17 protein-coding genes and 1 riboswitch are annotated in these 21,990 nt (G+C 67.4%); of the genes, 10 read left to right on the top strand and 7 right to left on the bottom strand.

Annotated elements, in window-relative coordinates; translation table 11 throughout:
* Positions 1-44 precede the first annotated feature (44 nt).
* Entirely contained in the window at positions 45-2,099 is a 2,055-nt protein-coding gene (locus ACIQTX_RS08720; RefSeq protein WP_402972998.1) for an ABC transporter ATP-binding protein, read from the top strand.
* 39 nt (positions 2,100-2,138) lie between these two features.
* Here the strand turns inward: ACIQTX_RS08720 and ACIQTX_RS08725 are convergent, their stop codons facing one another.
* From ACIQTX_RS08725 to ACIQTX_RS08755, 7 genes are read right to left on the bottom strand one after another with little or no spacing between them, the layout of a single operon-like run.
* On the bottom strand, positions 2,139-2,912 hold the full coding sequence (locus ACIQTX_RS08725) for an SDR family NAD(P)-dependent oxidoreductase (protein ID WP_402971291.1): 774 nt from the start codon (positions 2,910-2,912) through the stop codon (positions 2,139-2,141).
* Between the two features lie 35 nt (positions 2,913-2,947).
* Positions 2,948-3,895 carry a glycosyltransferase family 2 protein gene (locus ACIQTX_RS08730; protein ID WP_402971294.1) on the bottom strand — a complete coding sequence of 316 codons (948 nt, stop codon included), beginning with the start codon at positions 3,893-3,895 and terminating at the stop codon, positions 2,948-2,950.
* Positions 3,896-3,917: 22 nt separating this feature from the next.
* A complete protein-coding gene (locus tag ACIQTX_RS08735; protein WP_402971297.1) occupies positions 3,918-5,054 on the bottom strand; it encodes a cysteine desulfurase family protein in 1,137 nt (378 codons plus the stop codon).
* A 34-nt stretch (positions 5,055-5,088) separates the two neighbouring features.
* Complete coding sequence (gene nadC / locus ACIQTX_RS08740) at positions 5,089-5,940, bottom strand: carboxylating nicotinate-nucleotide diphosphorylase (RefSeq protein WP_402971300.1); 852 nt, start codon at positions 5,938-5,940, stop codon at positions 5,089-5,091.
* Positions 5,940-7,490, bottom strand: coding sequence for an L-aspartate oxidase (gene nadB, locus ACIQTX_RS08745; RefSeq protein ID WP_402971303.1), 1,551 nt, complete (start codon positions 7,488-7,490; stop codon positions 5,940-5,942). The genes nadC and nadB overlap by 1 nt, the downstream gene beginning before the upstream one ends.
* Positions 7,487-8,824 carry a quinolinate synthase NadA gene (gene nadA, locus ACIQTX_RS08750; RefSeq protein WP_402971306.1) on the bottom strand — a complete coding sequence of 446 codons (1,338 nt, stop codon included), beginning with the start codon at positions 8,822-8,824 and terminating at the stop codon, positions 7,487-7,489. Before nadA ends, nadB begins: the two co-directional genes overlap by 4 nt.
* Entirely contained in the window at positions 8,821-9,537 is a 717-nt protein-coding gene (locus ACIQTX_RS08755) for an NUDIX hydrolase (protein ID WP_402971309.1), read from the bottom strand. Before ACIQTX_RS08755 ends, nadA begins: the two co-directional genes overlap by 4 nt.
* A gap of 269 nt (positions 9,538-9,806) precedes the next feature.
* Here ACIQTX_RS08755 and ACIQTX_RS08760 point away from each other — a divergent pair, with 269 nt between their 5' ends.
* From ACIQTX_RS08760 to ACIQTX_RS08800, 9 genes are all read left to right on the top strand, one after another.
* The gene (locus ACIQTX_RS08760; RefSeq protein ID WP_028503849.1) at positions 9,807-11,495 is read left to right on the top strand and encodes an ABC transporter substrate-binding protein; all 1,689 of its coding nucleotides are present in this window, start codon (positions 9,807-9,809) and stop codon (positions 11,493-11,495) included.
* Between the two features lie 40 nt (positions 11,496-11,535).
* Positions 11,536-12,531, top strand: coding sequence for an ABC transporter permease (locus ACIQTX_RS08765; RefSeq protein ID WP_028503850.1), 996 nt, complete (start codon positions 11,536-11,538; stop codon positions 12,529-12,531).
* The gene (locus ACIQTX_RS08770) at positions 12,524-13,501 is read left to right on the top strand and encodes an ABC transporter permease (protein WP_402971314.1); all 978 of its coding nucleotides are present in this window, start codon (positions 12,524-12,526) and stop codon (positions 13,499-13,501) included. Before ACIQTX_RS08765 ends, ACIQTX_RS08770 begins: the two co-directional genes overlap by 8 nt.
* Positions 13,498-14,349 (top strand): ABC transporter ATP-binding protein, encoded by an 852-nt coding sequence (locus ACIQTX_RS08775; protein WP_402971317.1) that lies wholly within the window; start codon positions 13,498-13,500, stop codon positions 14,347-14,349. Before ACIQTX_RS08770 ends, ACIQTX_RS08775 begins: the two co-directional genes overlap by 4 nt.
* A complete protein-coding gene (locus tag ACIQTX_RS08780; protein ID WP_402971320.1) occupies positions 14,346-15,221 on the top strand; it encodes an ABC transporter ATP-binding protein in 876 nt (291 codons plus the stop codon). The genes ACIQTX_RS08775 and ACIQTX_RS08780 overlap by 4 nt, the downstream gene beginning before the upstream one ends.
* A 190-nt stretch (positions 15,222-15,411) precedes the next feature.
* Positions 15,412-15,506: riboswitch (glycine riboswitch) on the top strand.
* A 154-nt stretch (positions 15,507-15,660) separates the two neighbouring features.
* Complete coding sequence (gene gcvT / locus ACIQTX_RS08785) at positions 15,661-16,785, top strand: glycine cleavage system aminomethyltransferase GcvT (protein ID WP_402971323.1); 1,125 nt, start codon at positions 15,661-15,663, stop codon at positions 16,783-16,785.
* On the top strand, positions 16,782-17,159 hold the full coding sequence (gcvH, locus tag ACIQTX_RS08790) for a glycine cleavage system protein GcvH (RefSeq protein WP_105526947.1): 378 nt from the start codon (positions 16,782-16,784) through the stop codon (positions 17,157-17,159). Before gcvT ends, gcvH begins: the two co-directional genes overlap by 4 nt.
* A gap of 61 nt (positions 17,160-17,220) precedes the next feature.
* A complete protein-coding gene (gene gcvP, locus ACIQTX_RS08795) occupies positions 17,221-20,073 on the top strand; it encodes an aminomethyl-transferring glycine dehydrogenase (RefSeq protein ID WP_402973001.1) in 2,853 nt (950 codons plus the stop codon).
* A gap of 219 nt (positions 20,074-20,292) precedes the next feature.
* Positions 20,293-21,936, top strand: a complete 1,644-nt coding sequence (locus ACIQTX_RS08800; RefSeq protein ID WP_402971328.1) for an ABC transporter substrate-binding protein — start codon at positions 20,293-20,295, stop codon at positions 21,934-21,936.
* The last annotated feature ends 54 nt before the right edge of the window (positions 21,937-21,990 follow it).

Consider the following 21,990-nt stretch of genomic DNA (forward strand, 5'->3'; position numbering starts at 1 on the left):
CGGCCCTCGATGTCGTCGCGCCTGAGTACGCTGGCGCCATGACTATGGGTGGCGGTATGGGCGGCGGGCAACGCGGCGGCTTCCGCGGCGTCGACGAGGGTGCACAGCGCAAGCTCAACGCCGAGGCCCCGCGCATCAGCGGCCTCGGAACGCGAGTGGTGTCTCTGTTCCGTCCTTACAAGTGGCGCATCGTCTTCACCGGCATCCTCGTCGTCATCGGTGCAGCCATCGCCGTGGTCCCTCCTCTAATCGTGCAGCGCATCTTCGACGACGCGCTCTTCCCGGTCGCCGGAGGAGGCCCGCACCTCGAGCTGCTGGGCTGGCTCGTCGCCGCGATGATCGGGTTGTTCTTGATCTCCGCCGTCCTCGGAGTCGGGCAGACGTGGCTGACCTCGACCGTCGGCAACAGCGTCACCGGCGACCTGCGCGTGAAACTGTTCGAACACCTGCAGGCGATGGAACTCGGCTTCTTCACGCGCACCAAGACCGGAGTCATCCAGTCCCGGCTGCAGAACGACGTCGGCGGCGTCTCAGGGGTGCTGACCAACACCGTCACCAGCATCCTCGGCAACGTCGTGACCGTCATCGCCTCGCTCGTCGCGATGATCCTGATCGACTGGCGTCTGACGCTCATCGCGGTGATCATGATGCCGTTCCTCATCTTCGTGCAGCGTCGGGTCGGTCAGGTGCGGGCGCGCATCGCGGGGGAGACGCAGGAGTCGCTGTCAGAGCTCACCTCCATCACGCAGGAGACCCTGAGCGTCTCGGGCATGCTGCTGTCGAAGGCCTTCAACCGCCAGCGCACCGAGTCGGCGCGCTACCAGGCCGAGAACCGCAATCAGGTGACGTTGCAGGTGCGCCGGGCCATGAGCGGGCAGGGATTCTTCGCGGTCGTCCAGGTGCTGATGGCGAGCGTGCCGGCGGTCATCTACCTCGTCTCCGGTTATCTGATCGCCGGGGGCACCGGGGCGATCACCGCGGGAACGGTCGTCGCCTTCACCACGGTGCAGGCGCGACTGCTCATGCCGCTGATGGGGCTCATGCGGGTATCGCTCGATCTGCAGACATCGTCTGCCCTGTTCGCGCGCATCTTCGAGTACCTCGACCTGGTGCCCGAGATCGAGGATGCACCGGACGCGATCACGGTCGACGAAGCACCGGGACCGAGAGGGCGCCTGGAGTTCGCCGACGTCGTGTTCCGCTATCCGGACGCGTCTGTCGACGCCCGCCCGACGCTCGACGGGGTCTCGTTCGTGGCGGAGCCGGGGCAGCATGTCGCGTTCGTCGGGCCGTCTGGTGCGGGCAAGACCACGATCCTCTACCTGGCCCCACGACTGTACGAGGCGAAGGGCGGCGCTGTGCTGTTCGCCGGTGCCGACGTGCGCGCGCTCACGCAGGAGTCGATCATCGACCACGTCGGCATCGTGTCGCAGGAGACGTACCTGTTCCACGCGACGATCCGCGAGAATCTTCGCTACGCCAAGCCCGACGCCACGGAGGAAGAGCTGATCAGGGCGTGCACGGCCGCCAACATCCACCACATCATCGCCGGGTTCGAGCAGGGGTACGACACCGTGGTCGGTGAGCGCGGATACCGGCTCTCGGGCGGCGAGAAGCAGCGCATCGCGATCGCCCGTGTGCTCCTGAAAGACCCACCGGTACTCCTTCTCGACGAGGCCACCTCCGCGCTCGACACCGTCTCGGAGCGTGTCGTGCAGGAAGCACTCGACGAGGCGGCGAAGGGGCGCACGACGCTGTCGATCGCGCATCGGCTCTCGACCGTCATGGGTGCGGACATCATCCATGTCATCGAAGCGGGCAGGATCGTCGAGTCCGGCACACATCCCGAGCTCTTGGCGCTGGGCGGACTCTACGCCGAGCTCGCAGCCCAGCAGGTGGCGGCGTCACGCGTGCTCGACACCGAGGTCGCGCTGGAGGAGGCCGCGACCGGTGGCGCCCGTGCGCCGCTCGCAGATCGACGTGCCGATCGGGCACCTCTCGACTCCGCCGGTGCCGACGCGGTAGCCGCGATAACCGCGGCGGTGCCCCTGCTCGCCGAGCCCCGTCCCGACGAGCGGGTCTATCCGCCTGAGCCCTGAGCCTGAGCCCTGGGCCCTGCCGGTGCAGGTGTTTCTGGCTCAGTGCACCGACAGCCCGCCGTCGACGAACAGCGAGTGACCGGTGACGTAGCCTGAGCCCGCGCCTGCGAGGAAGACGGCGGCGCCGGCGAAGTCGCTCGGCAAGCCGTTTCGGCCGATCATCGTGCGAGCGGCGAGCTCCGCGATCTTCACCGGATCCTGCTGCAGGCGGGCGTTCAGCGGGGTGAGCACGAACCCGGGAACCAACGTGTTGCTCGTCACTCCGGTGCCACCCCAGGCTTCGGCCTCTGAGCGCATCAACGATTCGACCGCGCCTTTCGAGGCACCGTAGACGCCACTGCCGACGAACGCGCGGTGGGCCTGCTGGGAGCTGATGTGGATGAGCCGGCCGTACCCGCGTGCAGCCATGCCCTGCGCATACCGTTGGCCGAGCAGGAACGGTGCGAGGGCGTTGACCGTCATGGTCGCATCCCAGTCGGATTCGGTGATCTCCGCGAACGGCGGGCGGATGTTGATCCCTGCGGAGTTCACCAGGATGTCCGGTTCGCCGAAGGGCTCGACGGCTGCATCGGCGACGGCGTGGATTCCGTCCCGCGTGCTGAGGTCTCCGACGATCCCGGCGACACGACAACCGTGCCCGCGCAGCTCGTCGACGGTCTCCCGGATGCGGTCCTCGCCGCGGGCGACGACGACTGTCGCTGCTCCGGCGCGGGCGAGTGCGGTGGCGATGCCGCGGCCGATGCCGGAACTGCCGCCGGTCACGACCGCGGTGCGGCCTTCGAGGGAGAAGAGGGAGGCGATGTAATCGTTCATGGGTTCACCAGGGTCCGTCGATCAGGGGAGCAGCGTCACCACGCGAGCGCGGCGGCGATGGCGGGGTCGGGCACCGCATCAGCGAACTCGGGGAGTGCCCGCAGCTCGGCGATGAAAGTGCCGACCTCGGCCGCGTAGGCCGGGTCGGGGTGGTCATTCGCGATCTCGAGAAGCGGCGCGACGTCCATCGCGAGGATCAGTTCGATCCGGGCGGTGACCGACGCGCGCGCCCCGGCTTCGTGCAACACCCGGATGCCCCCACGAAGAGCCGCCAGGTAGTCGCGCAGCACCGGCAGCTGCGCTTTGCCCTGTGTGATCGAGGTGCCGTCGGCCCGGAGGCGCCACTGCACCACGACGTCGGGGATCACATCGAAGGTGCGTGCTCTGGTGTACATGAGCTGTGCGACCACCTGATCCTCGTACGCGACACCCTCGGGGAAGCGGAGGTCGTGCCAGAACGCGGTGCGGCTCACCTTCGACCACGCGACGATGTTCGACACCGCCTGCGGGTGGGCGGCGAGAGTGATACCGAGCCTCTCCGGGGCCGTCGCCGCCGTCACCCAGGGCTGCACGCGGCCGGCGACGTATCCCACGCCCTGCGCACGCGAGCGCACGTAGGCGCCGGCGACGAAGTCGCTCCCGGTCTCCTCGAGAGTTCCCGTCATCCGGGCGAGGGCATCCGGAGCCAACTCGTCGTCGGCGTCGAGGAACCCGAGATACCCGGTGTCGACCCGCTCGAGCCCGATGTTTCGAGCGGCGCCGAGGCCGCGGGACGCTGCATGGTGGATCGTCGTGAACCTGCTGTCGATGGCTGCGGCCGCGTCGAAGATCGCTCCCGTCTCATCTGTCGAGCCGTCGTCGATGAGGATCGCATGCCACCGCGACTCGGTCTGCGCGCGGAGGGATTCGAGTGCGGCCGGAGCGAAGGCGGCGATGTCACGCCCTGGAACGATCAGCGTCACGATCGGGGCGGAGGCGGTCACCAGCCGAGTCTATGGCCGTGCATCATCCCTGGGCCGCGCGCACGGATTCCGCGACGAGTGCTGCCAGCCGCTCCGGAGCATCTTCGGGCAGCGTCTCGTGTCCGAAAGTGAATCGGACAGAGGTCTGCGCCACATCAGCGGGCACGCCGCAGGCGAGGAGAACGTGCGAGGGCTCGTCGCTGCCCGCAGCGCACGCCGAGCCGCTCGACGAGATGACCCCGCGGCGCTCCAGCTCGAGGAGCACGGACTCTCCGCTGGTGCCGGCGAACGTGAAACTCGCGGTCCCGGGAAGGCGCTGCACGGGGTCGCCGGTGAGTGCGGCCTCGGGGACGCCGGCGAGCACCAGGGAGACGAACCGCGCCGTGGCGGATCCGACGCGAGCGCTCGCGTCTTCCCGTCCATGTTCTGCGAGCTCCAGGGCGGTCGCGAGCCCCACGGCCCCCGCCACGTTCTCGGTGCCGGAGCGTCGTCCGCGTTCCTGACCGCCGCCGTGCAGCAGCGGCTCCACGGGCACGCGTCCGCGCACGGCCAGGGCGCCGATGCCCTTCGGAGCGCCGAGCTTGTGTCCGGCGATCGACACGGCATCGGCTCCGAGCCCGCTCAGGGGAAGCCACCCGGCAGACTGCACGGCATCCAGGTGCAGCGGCACGCGGGCGGCACGAGTGACCGATGCCAGCGCCGCCACGTCCTGGACCGTGCCGATCTCGTTGTTCGCGTGGCCGATCGAGACCAGGGCGGTGTCGTGCCTGATCGACTCGGCGACGGACTCCGGTGCGATCCGGCCACCGGAGTCGACCGGCAGGAGCGTGACCTCGACCGCATGGAAGCGTCTCAGATAGTCGGCCGATTCGAGGATCGACTCATGCTCGATCGGCGAGATCACCAGATGTCGTCGACCCGCCTCCAAGGCCGCGAGCACGATGCCCTTCACCGCGAGGTTGTTCGCTTCGGTGCCCCCTGCGGTGAACACGACATCACCCGTTCGCATCCCCAGCACGCGGGCGACCCGCGCACGGGCGTCGTCGAGAGCGCTCGCCGCGGCTTCGCCTGCCGTGTGATGGCTGGACGGGTTGCCGAAGACTCCGGTGAGATATGGACGCATCGCTTCCAGCACCTCCGGTCGCACCGGGGATGTCGCGGCATTGTCGAGATAGAGCATGTCGAGGTTCAGGATGTCGAGGTTCAGGGTGTGCTCAGTCGATCCGCAGATCCAGGCCCAGGTCGAGTGCGCGCGCCGAGTGGGTCAGCGCGCCGACCGAGATCACATCGACGCCGGTGCGGGCGATGTCGCCGACGGTATCGAGACTCACTCCTCCCGATGCCTCGACCGTTGCCCGGTCGCCGATCAGCCTCACTCCCTCACGGAGATCGTCGAGGGAGAAGTTGTCGAGCAGCACGGTGTGGGCGCCTCCGTCGAGGACCGCCGGGATCTGGTCGAGACGGTCGACCTCGACGACGACGTGCGTCGTGTGCGGCAGCTGCGACAGTGCTTCGCGCAACGCCGTCGCCAGGTCGAGCCCCGAACGCATGAGCACGGCGAGGTGGTTGTCCTTGGCCATCACGGCATCCGACAGTGAGTAGCGGTGGTTGCGGCCACCGCCCGATGCCACTGCGTGCCGTTCGAAGGCGCGCAGACCCGGGGTCGTCTTGCGGGTGTCGGCGATACGCGCATCCGTGCCGTCGATCGCGGCGACGTAGGCGGCGGTGAGAGTCGCGATGCCGCTCATCCGCTGTGTGAAGTTCAGCGCCACGCGCTCGGCGGTGAGGATGCTGCGCGCCGAGCCCGAGACGGAGGCGAGGACGTCGCCCGCCCCGAAGTCATCGCCGTCGCCGACATGGAGGTCGACCGCGAGGGCCGGGTCGGTGAGCAGGAAGCCCGCGGTGAAGACCTCTCCACCGCTGAAGACCCCAGGCTCGCGCGCGACGAGATCGGCGGTGGCGGTGGCATCCGCGGGCAGCAGCGTCGTGCTGGTGAGGTCGCCCCAGGGAGCATCCTCTTCGAGAGCGGCGCCGACGACGCGGGTGAGGGTGGCTTTCGTGAGCATCAGACGGTCTCCAGGATCGATGGACGGGACTGCGGCGTCGGGGTGTCGCCTGGCGGGCGGGCGTCGATGCGATGGTGGGCGCCGACCGACTCGGTGCGGCTCAGCGCCGCCGCGGCCGTCGCTTCGGCGAGGAGCAGCAGGTTCGCGTCCTCATGCGCGGCCACGGTCGATGGATCGGGGGTCGACGCAGCCCACGCGCGTACGGTGTCGAGCGCATGCGCGAGCCCGTCGTCGGTGCGCAGCAGTCCGACCTCATCCCACATGAGCTGTTGCAGGTCGGCGCGGGAGAAGACGCCAAGGGCTTCTCGCCGCTGCGTTCCTCGTACGGAGATCGGAGGGAGGGGCGAAGTCGAGCGGGTTCGGTCGTCGAACGAGCGCGGCGGGACGGAGCGCTCTGTGGTCAGCGCGGCAGCGGCGCGAGCCCCGAACACCGCGCCTTCGAGCAACGAGTTGGATGCGAGCCGGTTGGCTCCGTGAACGCCCGTGCGAGCGACCTCGCCGACAGCGAAGAGTCCGGGAAGCGTCGTCCGGCCGTCGAGATCGGTGACGACACCGCCCATCAGGTAGTGCGCAGCCGGTGTGACGGGAATCGGTTCGCGCGACCAGTCGAAACCTCGTTCCCGCGTCACCCGGTCGATGGTCGGGAAGCGTCGTGCGAGAGTCTCGGCGCCGAGCATGGTGGCATCCAGCCGCACGGGGGAACCCTGCGCGGCGGCGCGCCGTGCGATCGCTCGTGACACCACATCACGCGGCGCGAGTTCGCCGTCGGGGTGGGTGTCGAACACGAAGCGGCGGTTGTCGTCGTCGAGCAGCGTCGCCCCTTCGCCGCGCACGGCCTCGGAGATGAGGAACGCCGGGCCCGACGCCAGGATCGTCGGGTGGAACTGCACGAACTCCAGGTCGGCGACTGCTGCGCCCGCCCGAAGCGCTGCAGCGATGCCGTCGCCCGCGGTCCCGACCGGGTTGGTCGTGTGCGCGTAGAGATGCCCGGCACCACCGCTGGCGAGGACGACGGCATCGGCCGAGGTCTCCGCGATCGCGCCATCGGTCAGGGTGCGGATGCCGCGCACCGCGTGGTCGATCACGATGAGGTCTGTCAGGAAGGCGTACTCGACGACGGTGATCGCCGTGCGCCGGACCGCCGCGACGAGTGCCGTGGAGATCGCGGCCCCCGTCGCGTCCCCTCCCGCGTGCACGATGCGCGCGTGCCGGTGCGCCGCCTCACGTCCGAGTTGCAGTGAACCGTCCGGCATCCGATCGAAGGCGACGCCGCGTGCGATCAGCTCGGCGATCCGTGCGGCGCCGTCCGCCACGAGCACCTGCACGGCATCCGGGTCCGACAGTCCAGCGCCGGCATCCACCGTGTCGGCCGCATGCTGCGCCGCTGAGTCGTCCGGCCCGTAGATCCCGGCGACGCCGCCCTGCGCGAGCCTGGTGCATCCGTCGCCCATGGCGCCCTTGGTGACGATCGTCACCGTGTGACCGGCCTCGTGCGCGTGGAGCGCTGCGGTGATCCCGGCGATGCCCGATCCGATGACGACGACGTTCATCGCACGCCTGCGACCACCGGAGGCTTCGCTGCGAGCATCCGCTCCAATGCCACGCGCGCGGGGTCGGCGACGTCGGCGGAGACCGTGATCCGGTTCGGAGTGCGGCCGGCGACGAGCTCTTCCAGCACCCAGGCCAGGTAGCCGGGATGGATGCGGTACATCGTCGAACACGGGCAGACGACCGGGTCGAGGCAGAAGATCTCGTGCTGCGGGTACTGGGCCGCGAGTCGGCGGACGAGGTTGATCTCGGTGCCGATCGCGAAGGTGGTCGGCTCGGTGGCCGAGTCGATCGCACGTCGGATGTACTCGGTCGAGCCCGCCTCGTCTGCGGCGTCGACGACCTCCATCGGGCATTCCGGGTGCACGATCACGCGAACTCCGGGGTGCTCGGCGCGAGCCTGCTCGATCTGTCCGACCGTGAACCGCCGGTGCACCGAGCAGAAGCCGTGCCAGAGGATCACGCGGGAATCGACCAGATCGGCGGCGGAGGATCCCCCGAGCGCTCGCCGCGGGTTCCACATCGGCATCTGTTCCAGTGGCACACCCATCGCCTTCGCGGTGTTGCGGCCGAGGTGCTGGTCGGGGAAGAAGAGCACCCGCTGGCCGCGTTCGAAGGCCCACTCCAGCACCGTCTGGGCGTTGGAGGAGGTGCACACGATCCCGCCGTGTCGTCCGACGAAGCCCTTGATCGCGGCCGAGGAGTTCATGTAGGTCACCGGGATCACGGGCACGCGGCCATCGGCATCGGCGGTGTCGAGGTCACCGAGCACGTCTTCGAGCTGCTCCCAGCATTCCTCGACCTGGTCGATGTCTGCCATGTCCGCCATCGAGCATCCGGCAGCGAGGTTGGGCAGGATCACCGCCTGGTCGGGCTTGGAGAGCAGGTCGGCGGTCTCGGCCATGAAGTGCACACCGCAGAACACGATCGCTTCGGCATCTGCGCGCCCCTTGGCCGCTGTCGCGAGCTGGAAGGAGTCGCCCACGTAGTCCGCATGCTGCACCACCTCTTCGCGCTGGTAGAAGTGGCCGAGGATCACGACTCGATCGCCGAGGGTCGCCTTCGCCGCGCGGATCCGCTCGTCGAGGTCTTCTTCCGCGGCCTCCCGGTACTCGACCGGAAGCTCGCCCTGCCGCGGGGCGCCCGTCGGGATGACGTCGCCCATCGATGAGCCGGGACCGTACCCCGGTCGTGCGTCGAAGTCCCATGGCCCCGCGGCGAGGTCCGTGGCGCAGGTGGCATCGGTCGAGGTGCCGCTGACGATCGCCTGGATCGCATGATCGACCGAGGCATCCAACGGCGGGACAGCGGGAGCGGGTACGAAGGTGATGCTCATCGGGTGCTCGTTTCTTCGGGACCGAGCGGGCCGCGATCGGCCAGCTCGACATCGGTGTTGTCGCGGTACAGACGTGCAGGACGGTGACTTCCGGTGCGGAATCGATCGGTGGCGAGCAGATTGCCCGCGGCCTCGACCTGACGACGGAAGTTGGCGGGATCGAGGTTCCGGCCGAGGATCGCCTCATAGGCCTCGCGCAGCTCGGCGAGAGTGAACTCCTCGGGGAGGAAGCCCTGGGCGACGCGGCTGTAGCCGACCTTGTTGCGCAGCCGCCACAGCGCGTACTCGATGATCTTGGCGTGATCGAAGGCCAACTGGGGGAGCTGATCGACGTCGAACCATTGCACGTTCTCCGGGGCGTGGCCGGATGCACGGTGGGCGGCGATCTGTGCTGTCACGTCGTCCTGTCGCAGCAACGCCCAGTACACGACCGACACGACGCGAGTGGGGGAGCGGTCGACGGCTCCGAAGGCGTACAGCTGCTCGAGGTAGCTGGGCGCGAGGCCGGTGGTCTCGGCCAGAGTGCGCGCTGAGGCGTCGACGGGAGATTCGGTGGCCGTGAGCCATCCGCCGGGGAGCGCCCACTGTTCGGCGAAGGGCTCTCGCGTGCGCAGCACGAGCGGCAGCGCGAGCACGGCGCGCCCGTCCTCCGTGCGTCGCAACGTCAGGATGACCGTCGAGACGGCGACCCGGATGTCCGTGCTTTGAGTCATTAGTACCTTAACCTCCGAGATCGATCTTAGTGTCATTCGGACTCTTAGTGGGCGCAGATGACGTCAATCCCGGTCGAGGCCGAAACGTTATCTCGGGAGCGTGGGGAGGCTTGTTCGCTGCCGCAGGGTTTGTTAGGTTACTGTCCTAACAAACCCCTTCGGGAGTGGCCGACCGGCTGCCTCCCCGGGCCCAAGAACCCCACCTCCGGGGTTCTGCTCCATCCGGAGCGATCCCTCCTGCAGTGCAGCACCGAGAGGAAAAAAGAGAAATGATCCGTAACGGAAGGCGCAAGATTGCGCTCACCGCGATTGCCGGAGCATCCGTCCTCGCCCTGGGCCTCACGGCCTGTGGTGGCGGTAGCGATAGCGGCAACGCCGATGGCGACCGGGCCCTGCGTGTCTGGGCCGGCAGCCAGACCCCGATCGCCGCGAATTACAACCCGTTCGCACCGACCGTGCTCCACGGCGCGCTCGGACCGATCTACGAGCCCCTGTTCTTCTACAACAAGACGGCGGACTCCGAGCCGGTCGGCCTGATCGGCGACTCGTTCGAGTACAACGAGGACGGCACGGCGATCACGATCACCATCAAGCCCGACCTCAAGTGGAGCGACGGCAAGCCGCTCACCGCGAAGGACGTCGCTTTCTCCTTCAACTACGAGGCCAACAACCCCGAGGGCAACGGACTGGTCTCCGCCGAGGCCACGGACGACACCACCGTCGTTCTGACCTACTCGTCGGCGCAGTACACGACCGAGTTCCAGCGTCTCGGCTCGACCTACATCCTTCCGGAGCATGTCTGGGCGGACGTCACCGACTTCGCGAACTTCACGAATGAAGACCCGGTCGGATCCGGCGCCTACGTCGTCGACAAGACCACGAGCGAGTCGTACACCCTCGTCGCGAACAAGAACTTCCGCGACGCCGACAAGCTCGGTGTCAAGAAGGTCCAGTACATCGCCGTCGACAACAACCAGACCGCGCAGGACCTGCTCGCCGCGGGCAAGCTCGACTGGACCGGCATGTTCATCCCGAACCCGGATGACGTCACCTCCAACGGCAAGATCGACTGGATCAACACGCCGCAGGACCCGACGGTGCTCTACACCTGCTCGAACGCCGACCTCGGCTGCACCGGTCCGCAGACCGACGTGGCCGTGCGCCAGGCGCTCAACGTCGCGATCGATCGCGCCACCATCAAGGACAAGGCGTTCGTCGGGCTCACCGGCGACATCTCGCCCACGTTCGCGCTGCTGCCGCGTGACGAGAAGTGGGTCGCCGACCCCGCCAACGAGGTCAGCCCGCAGGAGGCCAACGTCGCCGAGGCCGGATCGATCCTCGAGGCGGCCGGCTACACCAAGGGCTCCAGCGGCATTTACGAGAAGGGCGGCGTTCCGCTCGAGCTCACGCTGACCTCGGTCGACGGCTGGACCGACTACAACGACGCTGCGAAGCTGATCGCCGAGCAGGCCGAGGCAGCCGGAATCAAGATCACGGCCTCGACCGTGCAGTGGCAGGAGTTCTCCGACGCACGTCAGGGCGGCGAGTTCCAGTTGATCATGGGTGGTGTGATCGGCACGTCTGTCGCCGACCCTTTCCAGATCTACCGTGACTGGTTCGGCGGCACCGCCGTCGAGTCGACGAGCCCCGTCGGCACCGAGGTTCCGGCAGGCCGCTGGAACTTCAGCCGGTACAGCAACCCGGTCGTGGACACAGCGATCCAGGCCGCGGTCAGCACGAACGACGAGGCCACGAAGAAGGAGCTGTACGGCACGATCCAGACCGAGATCGTCCGTGACCTGCCCTACATCCCGCTCGTCATCAACGCGACCCAGACCTTCTACAACACGAAGGACTACACGGGCTGGCCGACCGAGGAGGACCTCTACGCCTTCCCGCCGTCCTGGGGTGCGATCGCGGCAGGTTACGTCCTGACGCAGCTGCAGCCGGTCAAGTAGTAAAGGAGTCGGGGAAGAAGGAAGTCAGGAAAACAGTGACATGAAGTTCTATGCACGAAGAATCGGGTTCTACGCGTTCACGCTCTGGGCCGCGATCTCCATCAACTTCCTTCTTCCCCGGCTCATGCCGGGGAACCCGGCCGACATCATGATCGCCAAGATGCAGCGGGCCGGCGGTGAGGTCTCCGAGACAGCCATCCGCAACATCAAGCTCCTGCTCGGCGGTGACGACTCCTCACTCTGGGAGCAGTACCTCTCCTACTGGGGTCGCATGTTCCAAGGCGATCTGGGGGTCTCGGTCACGAAGTTCCCCACCCCGGTGACGGAACTCATCGCGGGAGCCCTGCCGTGGACGCTCATCCTCGTCGGGACCGCGACCGTCATCTCCTTCGTCCTCGGCGTCGTGCTCGGCGCCTGGGCCGGGTGGAAGCGCGGCACCTGGGTCGACCACCTGATCCCGGCCACCACCGTGCTGCAGTCGATCCCGTACTTCTGGATGGCTCTGATCCTGGTCGCCGTCTTCGCGGTCGGACTCGGCTGGTTCCCGATCTTCGGGGGTTACGACGTCTTCGACTTCCCGGACGGCCCTGAGCCGACCTGGGCGTTCTTCAGCGACGCAGTGGCCCACGCGATCCTTCCGGCCGTCACGATCGTGATCAGCTCGGTCGGTGGCTGGATGTTCGGCATGCGCAACATGATGGTGTCGACGCTGGCCGAGGACTACGTGCTCACGGCCGAGGCGAAGGGTCTGCGGCCCCGCCGCGTGCTCACCACGTACGCTGCCCGCAACGCCGCGATCCCCTCGATCGCCGGCTTCTCGATCACCCTCGGGTTCGTGGTCGCCGGCTCCATCGTGATGGAGCAGGTGTTCACCTACCCGGGCATCGGCAAGCTGATGTTCCAGGCCGTGACCAACAACGACTACGCGCTGATGCAGGGGCTGTTCCTCGTCATCACGCTCACGGTGCTCGCCGCCAACTTCATCATGGACCTCGTCTATGGCTTCATCGACCCGAGGGCTCGCCAGAATGTCTGACACGAAGAACCCGCTCCTGACTCAAGAGCCGCCCGTCACGGCGCCGGCCAGCACGATCTCGCTGGCCACGCAACAGGGACGCAAGCGCCGTCGCATCCTGCCCAGCACCTCGCCGAAGTTCATCATCGGTGTGTGCATTGTGGTGGCGATAGTACTGTTCGCGATCATCGCGCCGATCTTCTCGCAGGATCCGCGCAGCACGGCGAACCCCGCGCTCCAGCCGCCCTCGGCGGAGCATTGGCTGGGGACCACCAAGCTCGGCAACGACATGTTCGCCCAGCTCGCGATCGGGGCGCAGGGCTCGCTGCTCATCGGCGTCACGGCAGGCAGCATCGCCATCGTCCTCTCGCTCCTGTTCGGCGTGCTCGCCGGCTACCTGGGTGGGTGGCGTGAAGACGGCCTCGCGCTTCTCACCAACGTGATGATCGTGATCCCGGGTCTGCCGCTCGTCATGGTGATCGCCTCGTTCGTGCCGCAGCGCAGCTGGCAGCTCGTCGCCTTCGTGCTCGGCATCACGTCCTGGGCCGGGGCCGCCTACGTCCTCCGGCTCCAGACGCGGTCGCTCCGCACCCGTGACTACGTGTATGCCTCGAAGGTCGCGGGGGAGCGGTCGTTCCGAGTGATCCTCGTCGAGATCATGCCGAACCTGCTGCCGCTGCTCGCGGCGCAGCTCCTCTTCGCGATCATCTTCGCGATCCTCGGCGAGGCGGGGCTCTCCTACCTCGGCCTCGGACCCAACTCGTCGATCACCTGGGGCTCGATCCTCAACGACGCGCAGTCGGGGCAGGCCCTCGGCCGCGGAGCCTGGTGGTGGTTCGTCCCGCCGGGGCTCATGATCGCACTCCTCGGCGCAGGTCTGTCGCTCATCAACTTCGCCATCGACGAAGTCATCAACCCGAAGCTGCGCAATGCGCCCGAAGCCGCGCGCCGTGTGCGCAAGGCTGCCAAGACCAAGGGAGTCACCGCATGAGTGAGCCGGTGTTGACGGCGCGGAATGTGTCGATCGAGTATGAGGTGGATCCGCCGGTCAAAGCCGTGCGGGATGTGTCGCTGACGCTGAACCGCGGCGAGATCCTCGGGCTCGCCGGAGAGTCGGGCTGCGGAAAGACGACGCTCGCCTACGGGATGAACCGTCTACTGAAGGCTCCGGCGTTGATGACGGGTGGGGAGATCGTGTTCCATGACCGGGATGGTCATGACATCGACATCGTCGGCCTGGACGGCGAGGGTCTTCGGGCGTTCCGGTGGGACAAGATCTCGATGGTGTTCCAGGGCGCGATGAACTCGTTGAACCCGGTGATCTCGGTGAAGGCGCAGATCTTCGACATCTTCGACACGCACCGGCCCGGGATGTCGAAGAAGGCGAAGACGGCGCGGGCGGAGGAGCTGCTCACGTTGGTGGGTGTGGATCCTGCCCGGCTGACGAGTTTCCCTCACGAGCTCTCGGGTGGGATGCGGCAGCGGATGATGATCGCGATGGCCCTCGCCCTCGACCCGCAGGTGATGATCATGGACGAGCCGACCACGGCGCTGGACGTGGTCGTGCAGCGGGGCATCATCCGCGAGATCATGCGGTTGCGGGAGAAGCTCGGATTCGCGGTGATCTTCATCACGCACGACCTGCCGATGCTGATCGAGATCAGTGACCGGATCGCGATCATGTTGCAGGGGCAGATCGTGGAGGAGGGGACGGCGGAGGAGATCTACCGGTCCCCGCAGCATGAGTACACGCGACGGTTGTTGTCGAGTTTCCCGTCGCTCAAGGGCGAGCGGGGCGATTTCGTGCGCACCGGTGTCAGCCAGGAGGGCGTCCGATGAACGCGAATACGAATAGCGCCGGGACGACGGTGCCGGGGACGGCGTCGTTGGAGGCGCGGAATCTGGTGAAGGACTTCCATCTGCGTTCCGGGTTCAAGACGAGCGTGTTGCATGCGGTGAAGGATGTGTCGTTCACGATCGAGGCGGGGAAGACGGTCGCTCTGGTGGGGGAGTCGGGGTCGGGGAAGTCGACGATCGCGCGGATGCTGATGAAGTTGGAGACTCCGACATCCGGGGAGATTCTTCTGGATGGGAAGCCGTCGGGTACCCGGGGGCGGGCGTTGGAGCGGTACCGCGCGGACGTGCAGATGGTGTTCCAGGATCCGTTCGCGTCGTTGAACCCGTTCCACACGATCGTGCATCATTTGGAGCGGCCGATCCGTCTGCATCACCCGGACCTGTCCCGCACGCAGGTGCGGGAGCGGGCGGTGGAGCTGTTGGAGCGGGTGCGTCTCACCCCGGGGGAGAGTTTCGCCGAGCGCCGCCCGCACGAGCTGTCCGGCGGGCAGCGGCAACGTGTCGCGATCGCCCGAGCCCTCGCCCCGGGGGCGCGGTTCATCGTCGCCGACGAGCCCGTGTCCATGCTCGATGTGTCGATCCGACTCGGGGTGTTGAACCTGCTCGCGGATCTGCAGCGCGAGGAGAACCTGGGCGTGCTCTACATCACGCATGATCTGGCCACGGCGAGGCATTTCTCGGATGAGATCATGGTGCTCTACAAGGGCGACGTCGTCGAACGGGGACCCGCGGACGAGGTCATCCTGAACCCGCAGCACGAGTACACCAAGACGCTCCTCGGCGCCGCGCCCGAGCCCGACAACCTCGGCCGCCTCCGCGACGAAGTCCGCACCGAACTCGGCATCGCGCACTGAGAAGTCTCGCCCACTGAGAAGCATGGCGCACTGACGCACAGCCCTTCGCCCCATCCGCTCCGGTCGCACTTCCTGTCGCTCGAACACGTTCACGGCGACAGGAAGTGCGACCGGAGCCTTGTCTTGCCCGGCGGGCCTCGAGGTTCGGAGGGCACCCGCTAGACTGAACGCACAACTGAAGACAGGCCGAATGACCCACGCGGGAGAGCCCCGGCGAACGCAGCCGGGCACCGAAGGAGCAAGCCTCCCCGCCAATCTCTCAGGTACGCGTACCGCGCGGTTCCGGCCACTCTGAAAAGCGATCCAGCGATACTGCGGATCCGCCGACGGTGAAAGCCCTGCCTCCGTGCATGGGTGAAGCTCTCAGGCCCATGACAGAGGGGGAGTTCCGAGGAACGACGGTGCCGCCGTTCCGCCCGATACAGCCCGGGAGAACTCCATGTCCGACCCCCGCTACACCCCGCTGCGCGAGCGCCATGAGGCGCTCGGTGCGTCGTTCACCGACTTCGGCGGCTGGCAGATGCCGGTGCGTTACACATCTGACCTCGCCGAGCACCACGCGGTGCGTCAGAGTGCAGGCATCTTCGACATCTCGCACATGGCCGAGTTCACGGTCCGTGGCCACGGCGCCGCCGACTTCCTCGACTACGCCCTCGCCGGTCGCCTCTCGGCTCTGGCCGTCGGCAAGGCGAAGTACTCGCTCCTGCTCGCCGAGTCCGGGGGGATCATCGACGACGTGATCGTCTACCGCCTGCAGGACGACGACTTCCTCATCATCTCCAACGCCGGCAACCGCGACGCCGTGTCGGCCGCCCTCGCGGCACGCACCGACGGGTTCGACGTCGCGGTGCACGACGTCTCCGACGACTACGCCCTCATCGCCGTGCAGGGGCCGAACGCCGAGGCCATCCTCGCGGCGACCAGCGTCATCACCGACGTCAGCATTCCCTGGTCCGAGCAGAAGTACTACGCCTGGGCCTCAGCAAACCACGACGGCAAGCCGGTTCTCCTCGCGCGCACCGGCTACACCGGCGAAGACGGGTTCGAGCTTCTCGTAGCCGCTGACAGCGCCGCGTCGCTCTGGGATGCTCTGCTCGCAGCGGGCGAAGCCCACGGCCTCGTCCCCGCCGGGCTCGCTGCTCGCGACACTCTTCGGCTCGAGGCGGGGATGCCGCTCTACGGCCACGAGCTGAGCCTTGACACCCGGCCGTCTCAGGCGGGCCTCGGGCGCGTCGTCGTGACTGCGAAGGAGCGCTTCGTCGGAAAGGATGCGCTCTCCGCTGCCGCTGACTCGAGCGAAGCATCCGATGCCCCGGTCCTGGTCGGACTCGTCGCCGAGGGCAAGCGCGCCGGACGCGCCGGATACGCCGTCGTCGACCATGACGGATCGGCCCTCGGCGAGATCACCAGCGGTGCGCTCAGCCCGACGCTCGGTCATCCGATCGCGATGGCCTACGTGAACCCTTCTTCCGCTGAAGAGGGAACCGCAGTATTCCTTGATGTGCGGGGGACCAGGATTCCCGCGACCGTGACCGCCCTGCCTTTCTATCGGAGGACCAAATGACCGACCTCACCGCACTCCACTACACCGAAGAGCACGAGTGGATCGCCGCTGACGGCGACACCGTGACCATCGGCATCACCGATTACGCCGCCGAGAAGCTGGGTGACGTCGTGTTCGTCGAGCTCCCCGCCGTCGGCACCGAGGTCACCGCGGGAGCGGTCGTCGGCGAGATCGAGTCGACCAAGTCGGTCGGCGAGCTGTATGCCCCCGTCACCGGCACGGTCGTCGAGGTCAACGACGCGGCGGTCGATGACCCGTCGCTCGTGAACGCTGCGCCGTTCGAGGGCGGCTGGCTCCTCAAGATCAGCATCGCAGCCGGCGCGCTCGACGGACTGCTCGACCGCGACGCCTACGTCGCACTCACGGAGGGCTGATTCACCAGTGGTCACTTTCGCCGATCGTCATATCGGACCCACGGATGCGGCGCAGCGCACGATGCTCGCAGCCCTCGGCCTCGACACCGCTGGAGCGGAAGATGCGTTGAGCTCGGTCGAGGTGCTGATGCGCCAGGCCGTTCCCGCATCGATCTACACCGGCCCCTCGTCTGATGCGACGGATGCGCCATCGCGTATCCCCGCTGCCGCGAGTGAGACCGAGGCTCTCGCCGAGCTGCGCACCCTCGCCTCGCGCAACACGGTGAACCGACCGATGATCGGTCTCGGCTACTACGGCACCATCACCCCGCAGGTGATCCAGCGGAACGTGCTGGAGAACCCGTCCTGGTACACGGCGTACACGCCGTATCAGCCGGAGATCTCGCAGGGGCGCCTGGAGGCGCTGATCAACTTCCAGACGATGGTGTCCGAGCTCACCGGCCTGACCACGGCCAATGCGTCGATGCTCGACGAGTCCACGGCCGTCGTCGAGGGGATGCTGCTGGCCCGACGCGCCTCGAAGTCGGCATCGACCGTGTTCGCGGTCGACGCGGATGCGCTTCCGCAGACCAGAGCGATGCTCGAGACGCGCGCTGAGGCTCTCGGCATCGACATCGTCTCCGTCGACTTCGCCGCAGGGGAGGAGCTGCCGGCCGATCTGTTCGGCGTCTTCGTGCAGTACCCCGGCGCGTCCGGACGGGTCTGGGATCCTTCCGCCGTGTTCGACGCCGCGCACCTCTCCGGCGCCCTCGCGGTCGCAGCCGCCGATCTGCTCGCGCTCACCCTGATCGCCTCGCCGGGTTCGCTCGGTGCCGACGTGGCCGTCGGCACGACCCAGCGCTTCGGCGTGCCGATGGGCTTCGGAGGCCCGCACGCCGGTTACATGGCGGTCCGCTCCGGTCTCGAGCGTCAGCTCCCCGGTCGCCTCGTCGGGGTGTCGGTGGATGCCGACGGCAAGCCCGCGTACCGGCTCTCGCTGCAGACGCGTGAGCAGCACATCCGACGCGAGAAGGCGACCTCGAACATCTGCACCGCCCAGGTTCTGCTGGCTGTGATGGCGTCGATGTACGCGGTCTACCATGGCCCGGACGGACTCCGCGGGATCGCGACCCAGACGACCGCGAAGGCCGCCCTGCTGCGCGACTGGCTGGCAGAGGCCGGCGCCGAGGTCGTGCACGCGGAGTTCTTCGACACCCTGCAGGTGCGCGTTCCCGGCCGTGCCGCCGAGTACGCCGCGCAGGCGCACGACGGCTACGGCATTCTGCTGCACGTGGCGGACGCCGACACGGTCGGCATCGCGGTCGACGAGACCACCACGCTCGGCGAGCTGCACCAGGTCGCCATGGTCTTCGGCGGGAAGAACGAGCGGGCGTTCGGGCTCTTCAGCAACGAGAAGCTGCGAGCCCTTCCCGCCGACCTGCTGCGTGAAGACGAGTACCTCACGCACCCCGTGTTCCACTCCCACCGCAGTGAGACCGCCATGATGCGGTACCTGAAGACCCTCTCCGATCGCGACTACGCGCTCGATCGCGGCATGATCCCGCTGGGGTCCTGCACGATGAAGCTCAACGCCGCCACCGAGATGGCGGCCATCACCTGGCCCGAGTTCGCGGGCATCCACCCGTTCGCTCCGGCTGCCGACGTGCAGGGCTACCTCGAGCTCATCGACCAGCTCGAAGGCTGGCTCGCCGAGGTCACCGGATACGACGCGGTCTCGCTGCAGCCGAACGCCGGTTCGCAGGGTGAGCTCGCTGGTCTTCTCGCCATCCGCGGCTATCACCATGCGAATGGTGATGCGCACCGCACGGTCTGCCTCATCCCGTCGTCGGCGCATGGCACGAACGCGGCCTCGGCCGTGCTTGCCGGCATGAAGGTCGTGGTCGTGGCGACCGACGAGCTCGGCAACGTCGACCTCGACGATCTGCGCGCGAAGATCGCCCTGCACGCCGATGACCTCTCGGCGCTCATGATCACCTACCCCTCCACGCACGGTGTGTACGAGGAGCAGGTCGTCGAGATCACGGCGGCCGTTCACGATGCAGGTGGCCAGGTCTATGTCGACGGTGCGAACCTCAACGCGCTGCTCGGCTATGCCCGCTTCGGCGATCTCGGCGGCGATGTCTCGCACCTCAACCTGCACAAGACGTTCGCGATCCCGCACGGCGGTGGCGGCCCCGGTATCGGGCCGGTGGCGGCGAAGGCTCACCTCGCGCCCTTCCTGCCCTCGCACCCGCTCGCCCAGAGCGACGAGCACTTCGGCGGCCACACATTCGAGGGCGGCGTCATCTCGGCCGCTCCCTACGGTTCCGCGGGCATCCTGCCGATCTCGTGGGCGTACGTGCGCATGATGGGCCCAGACGGGCTGCGCCGGGCGACCGCTGCGGCCGTGCTCTCGGCGAACTACATGGCGGAGCGCCTCGGCGCTCACTTCCCGGTGCTGTACACCGGCGAGAACGGTCGCGTGGCGCACGAGTGCATCCTCGACCTCCGCCCTCTGAAGGAGGCCACCGGCATCACCGTCGACGACGTCGCCAAGCGGCTCATCGACTACGGCTTCCATGCGCCGACGATGTCGTTCCCGGTCGCCGGCACACTCATGGTGGAGCCGACCGAGTCGGAAGACCTCGACGAGATCGAGCGCTTCATCGAGGCGATGATCATGATCAAGGCGGAGGCAGAAGCAGTGGCCGCCGGTCGCTGGCCTGCGGATGACAACCCGCTGGTGCATGCGCCGCATACCGCTGTCTCGCTCATCGCGGGGGAGTGGAACCACGCGTACTCGCGCGAGGACGCCGCATATCCCGTTCATGCGCTGGTCGCCGGCAAGTACTGGCCCCCGGTGCGACGCATCGACCAGGCGTACGGCGACCGCAACCTCGTGTGCGCGTGCCCGCCGGTGGAGGCCTTCGCCTGATCGAGGTGCTCATCTGAGCAGACGGTGCCGCGCTTCTGTGGAGGAGCGCGGCACCGTCTTCTGTTTCGCGGTGTTTCGCTGTTGTTACGGTTGGTCACCACTCAGTAACAGTTCGTTAGCTGAGCACCGTGGTTCGCGAGGCGGCGGGTTACGCTCAGGTATCCCTGCGTGCTCGATGGTGAACGCGCAGACTCAGCACTGTCCACAGGAGGACGAAAAGTGAAAAGAAACAGGATTGCCCTCGCGGGCAGCGCTCTGCTCGTGATCGGCGCCTTGGCGCTGGCCGGTTGTGCAGGCGGGAACGACTCGGGCGACGAGGGCTCCAAGGGCTCGACGTCGGCCATCATCTCGGCAAACGGCGGCGAGCCGGAGAACGCGCTGATCCCGACCAACACCAACGAGGTCAACGGTGGCAAGATTCTCGACTCCGTCTTCGCGGGTCTCGCCTTCTACGACGGCGACGGTGCCCTCGTCAACGACATGGCCGAGTCGATCACGGTCGACGCGCCCAACAAGGTCACCGTGAAGCTGAAGGAGGGCAACAAGTTCACCAACGGTGAAGACGTCGTCGCCCACAACTTCATCGACGCGTGGAACTACGGCGCACAGCTCTCCAACGCACAGCTGAACCAGTCCTGGTTCGCCGACATCGCCGGCTTCAACCCGGATGCGGACGCGGAGCTCACCGGCCTCACCGAGGTCGACGACCAGACCTTCACGATCGACCTGAGCAGCGATGTCGCATCCGACTTCGTGACTCGCCTCGGCTACTCGGCGTTCTACCCGCTGCCCGACGTGGCCTTCGAGGACATGGACGCCTTCGGTGAGAACCCGATCGGCAACGGTCCGTACATGCTCGCCAAGGAAGGTGCCTGGCAGCACGACGTCCAGATCGACCTGGTCAAGAACGACGACTACAAGGGTGAGCGCGTCGCGCAGAACGGCGGCCTCACGCTGAAGTTCTACACCGCTCCTGAGGGTGCATACGCCGACCTGCTCGGTGGCAACATCGACGTCATCGACCAGATCCCCGAGGCTTCCCTCGCGGTGTTCGAGGACGAGCTCGGCGAGCGTGCGACCAACCAGCCCGCTGCGATCTTCCAGTCGTTCACCATCGGTGGTCAGCTCGCCCACTTCTCGGGCGACGAGGGCACCCTGCGTCGTCAGGCGATCTCGCTCGCGATCAACCGCGACGAGATCACCAGCAAGATCTTCGCTGACACGCGTACCCCCGCGAGCGACTTCACCACTCCCGTCATCGACGGCTGGAGCGACAGCGTTCCCGGATCCGACGTCCTCAAGTACGACCCCGAGAAGGCCAAGGAGCTGTGGGCCGAGGCTGACGCCATCTCCCCGTGGTCCGGTACCTTCCAGATCGCGTACAACTCCGATGGTGGACACCAGGTGTGGGTCGACGCGGTCTCGAACTCGCTGAAGAACACGCTCGGTATCGAGGCGTCCGGTGCACCGTACGTCGACCTCGCCACGCTCCGCGCCGCGGTCAACGCTCGTGACGACGCCGGCAAGCGCACCATCCAGACGGCGAACCGTTCCGGATGGCAGGGTGACTACCCCGCCGTCTACAACTTCCTGCAGCCGCTGTACGGCACGGGTGCATCGTCGAACGACGGCGACTACTCGAACCCCGAGGTCGACTCGCTGCTCGCAGAGGGTGCGGCAGCGACGAGCGCCGACGACGCCAACGCGGCCTACGAGAAGGTTCAGGAGATCCTGTTCAACGACCTTCCCGTCATCCCGCTCTGGTACCAGAACTCCATCGGCGGCTTCGGCGACTCGGTCGACAACGTCACCGTCGGCTGGAACTCTGTTCCGCTCTACTACGAGATCACCAAGGCCGAGTAGGCCCTTGGAGTGAACGGCAGCGAGGCGGTGGCGGCGACGTCACCGCCTCGCGTC

Source organism: Microbacterium sp. NPDC090281 (genome assembly GCF_044769635.1).
GTDB lineage: Bacteria > Actinomycetota > Actinomycetes > Actinomycetales > Microbacteriaceae > Microbacterium.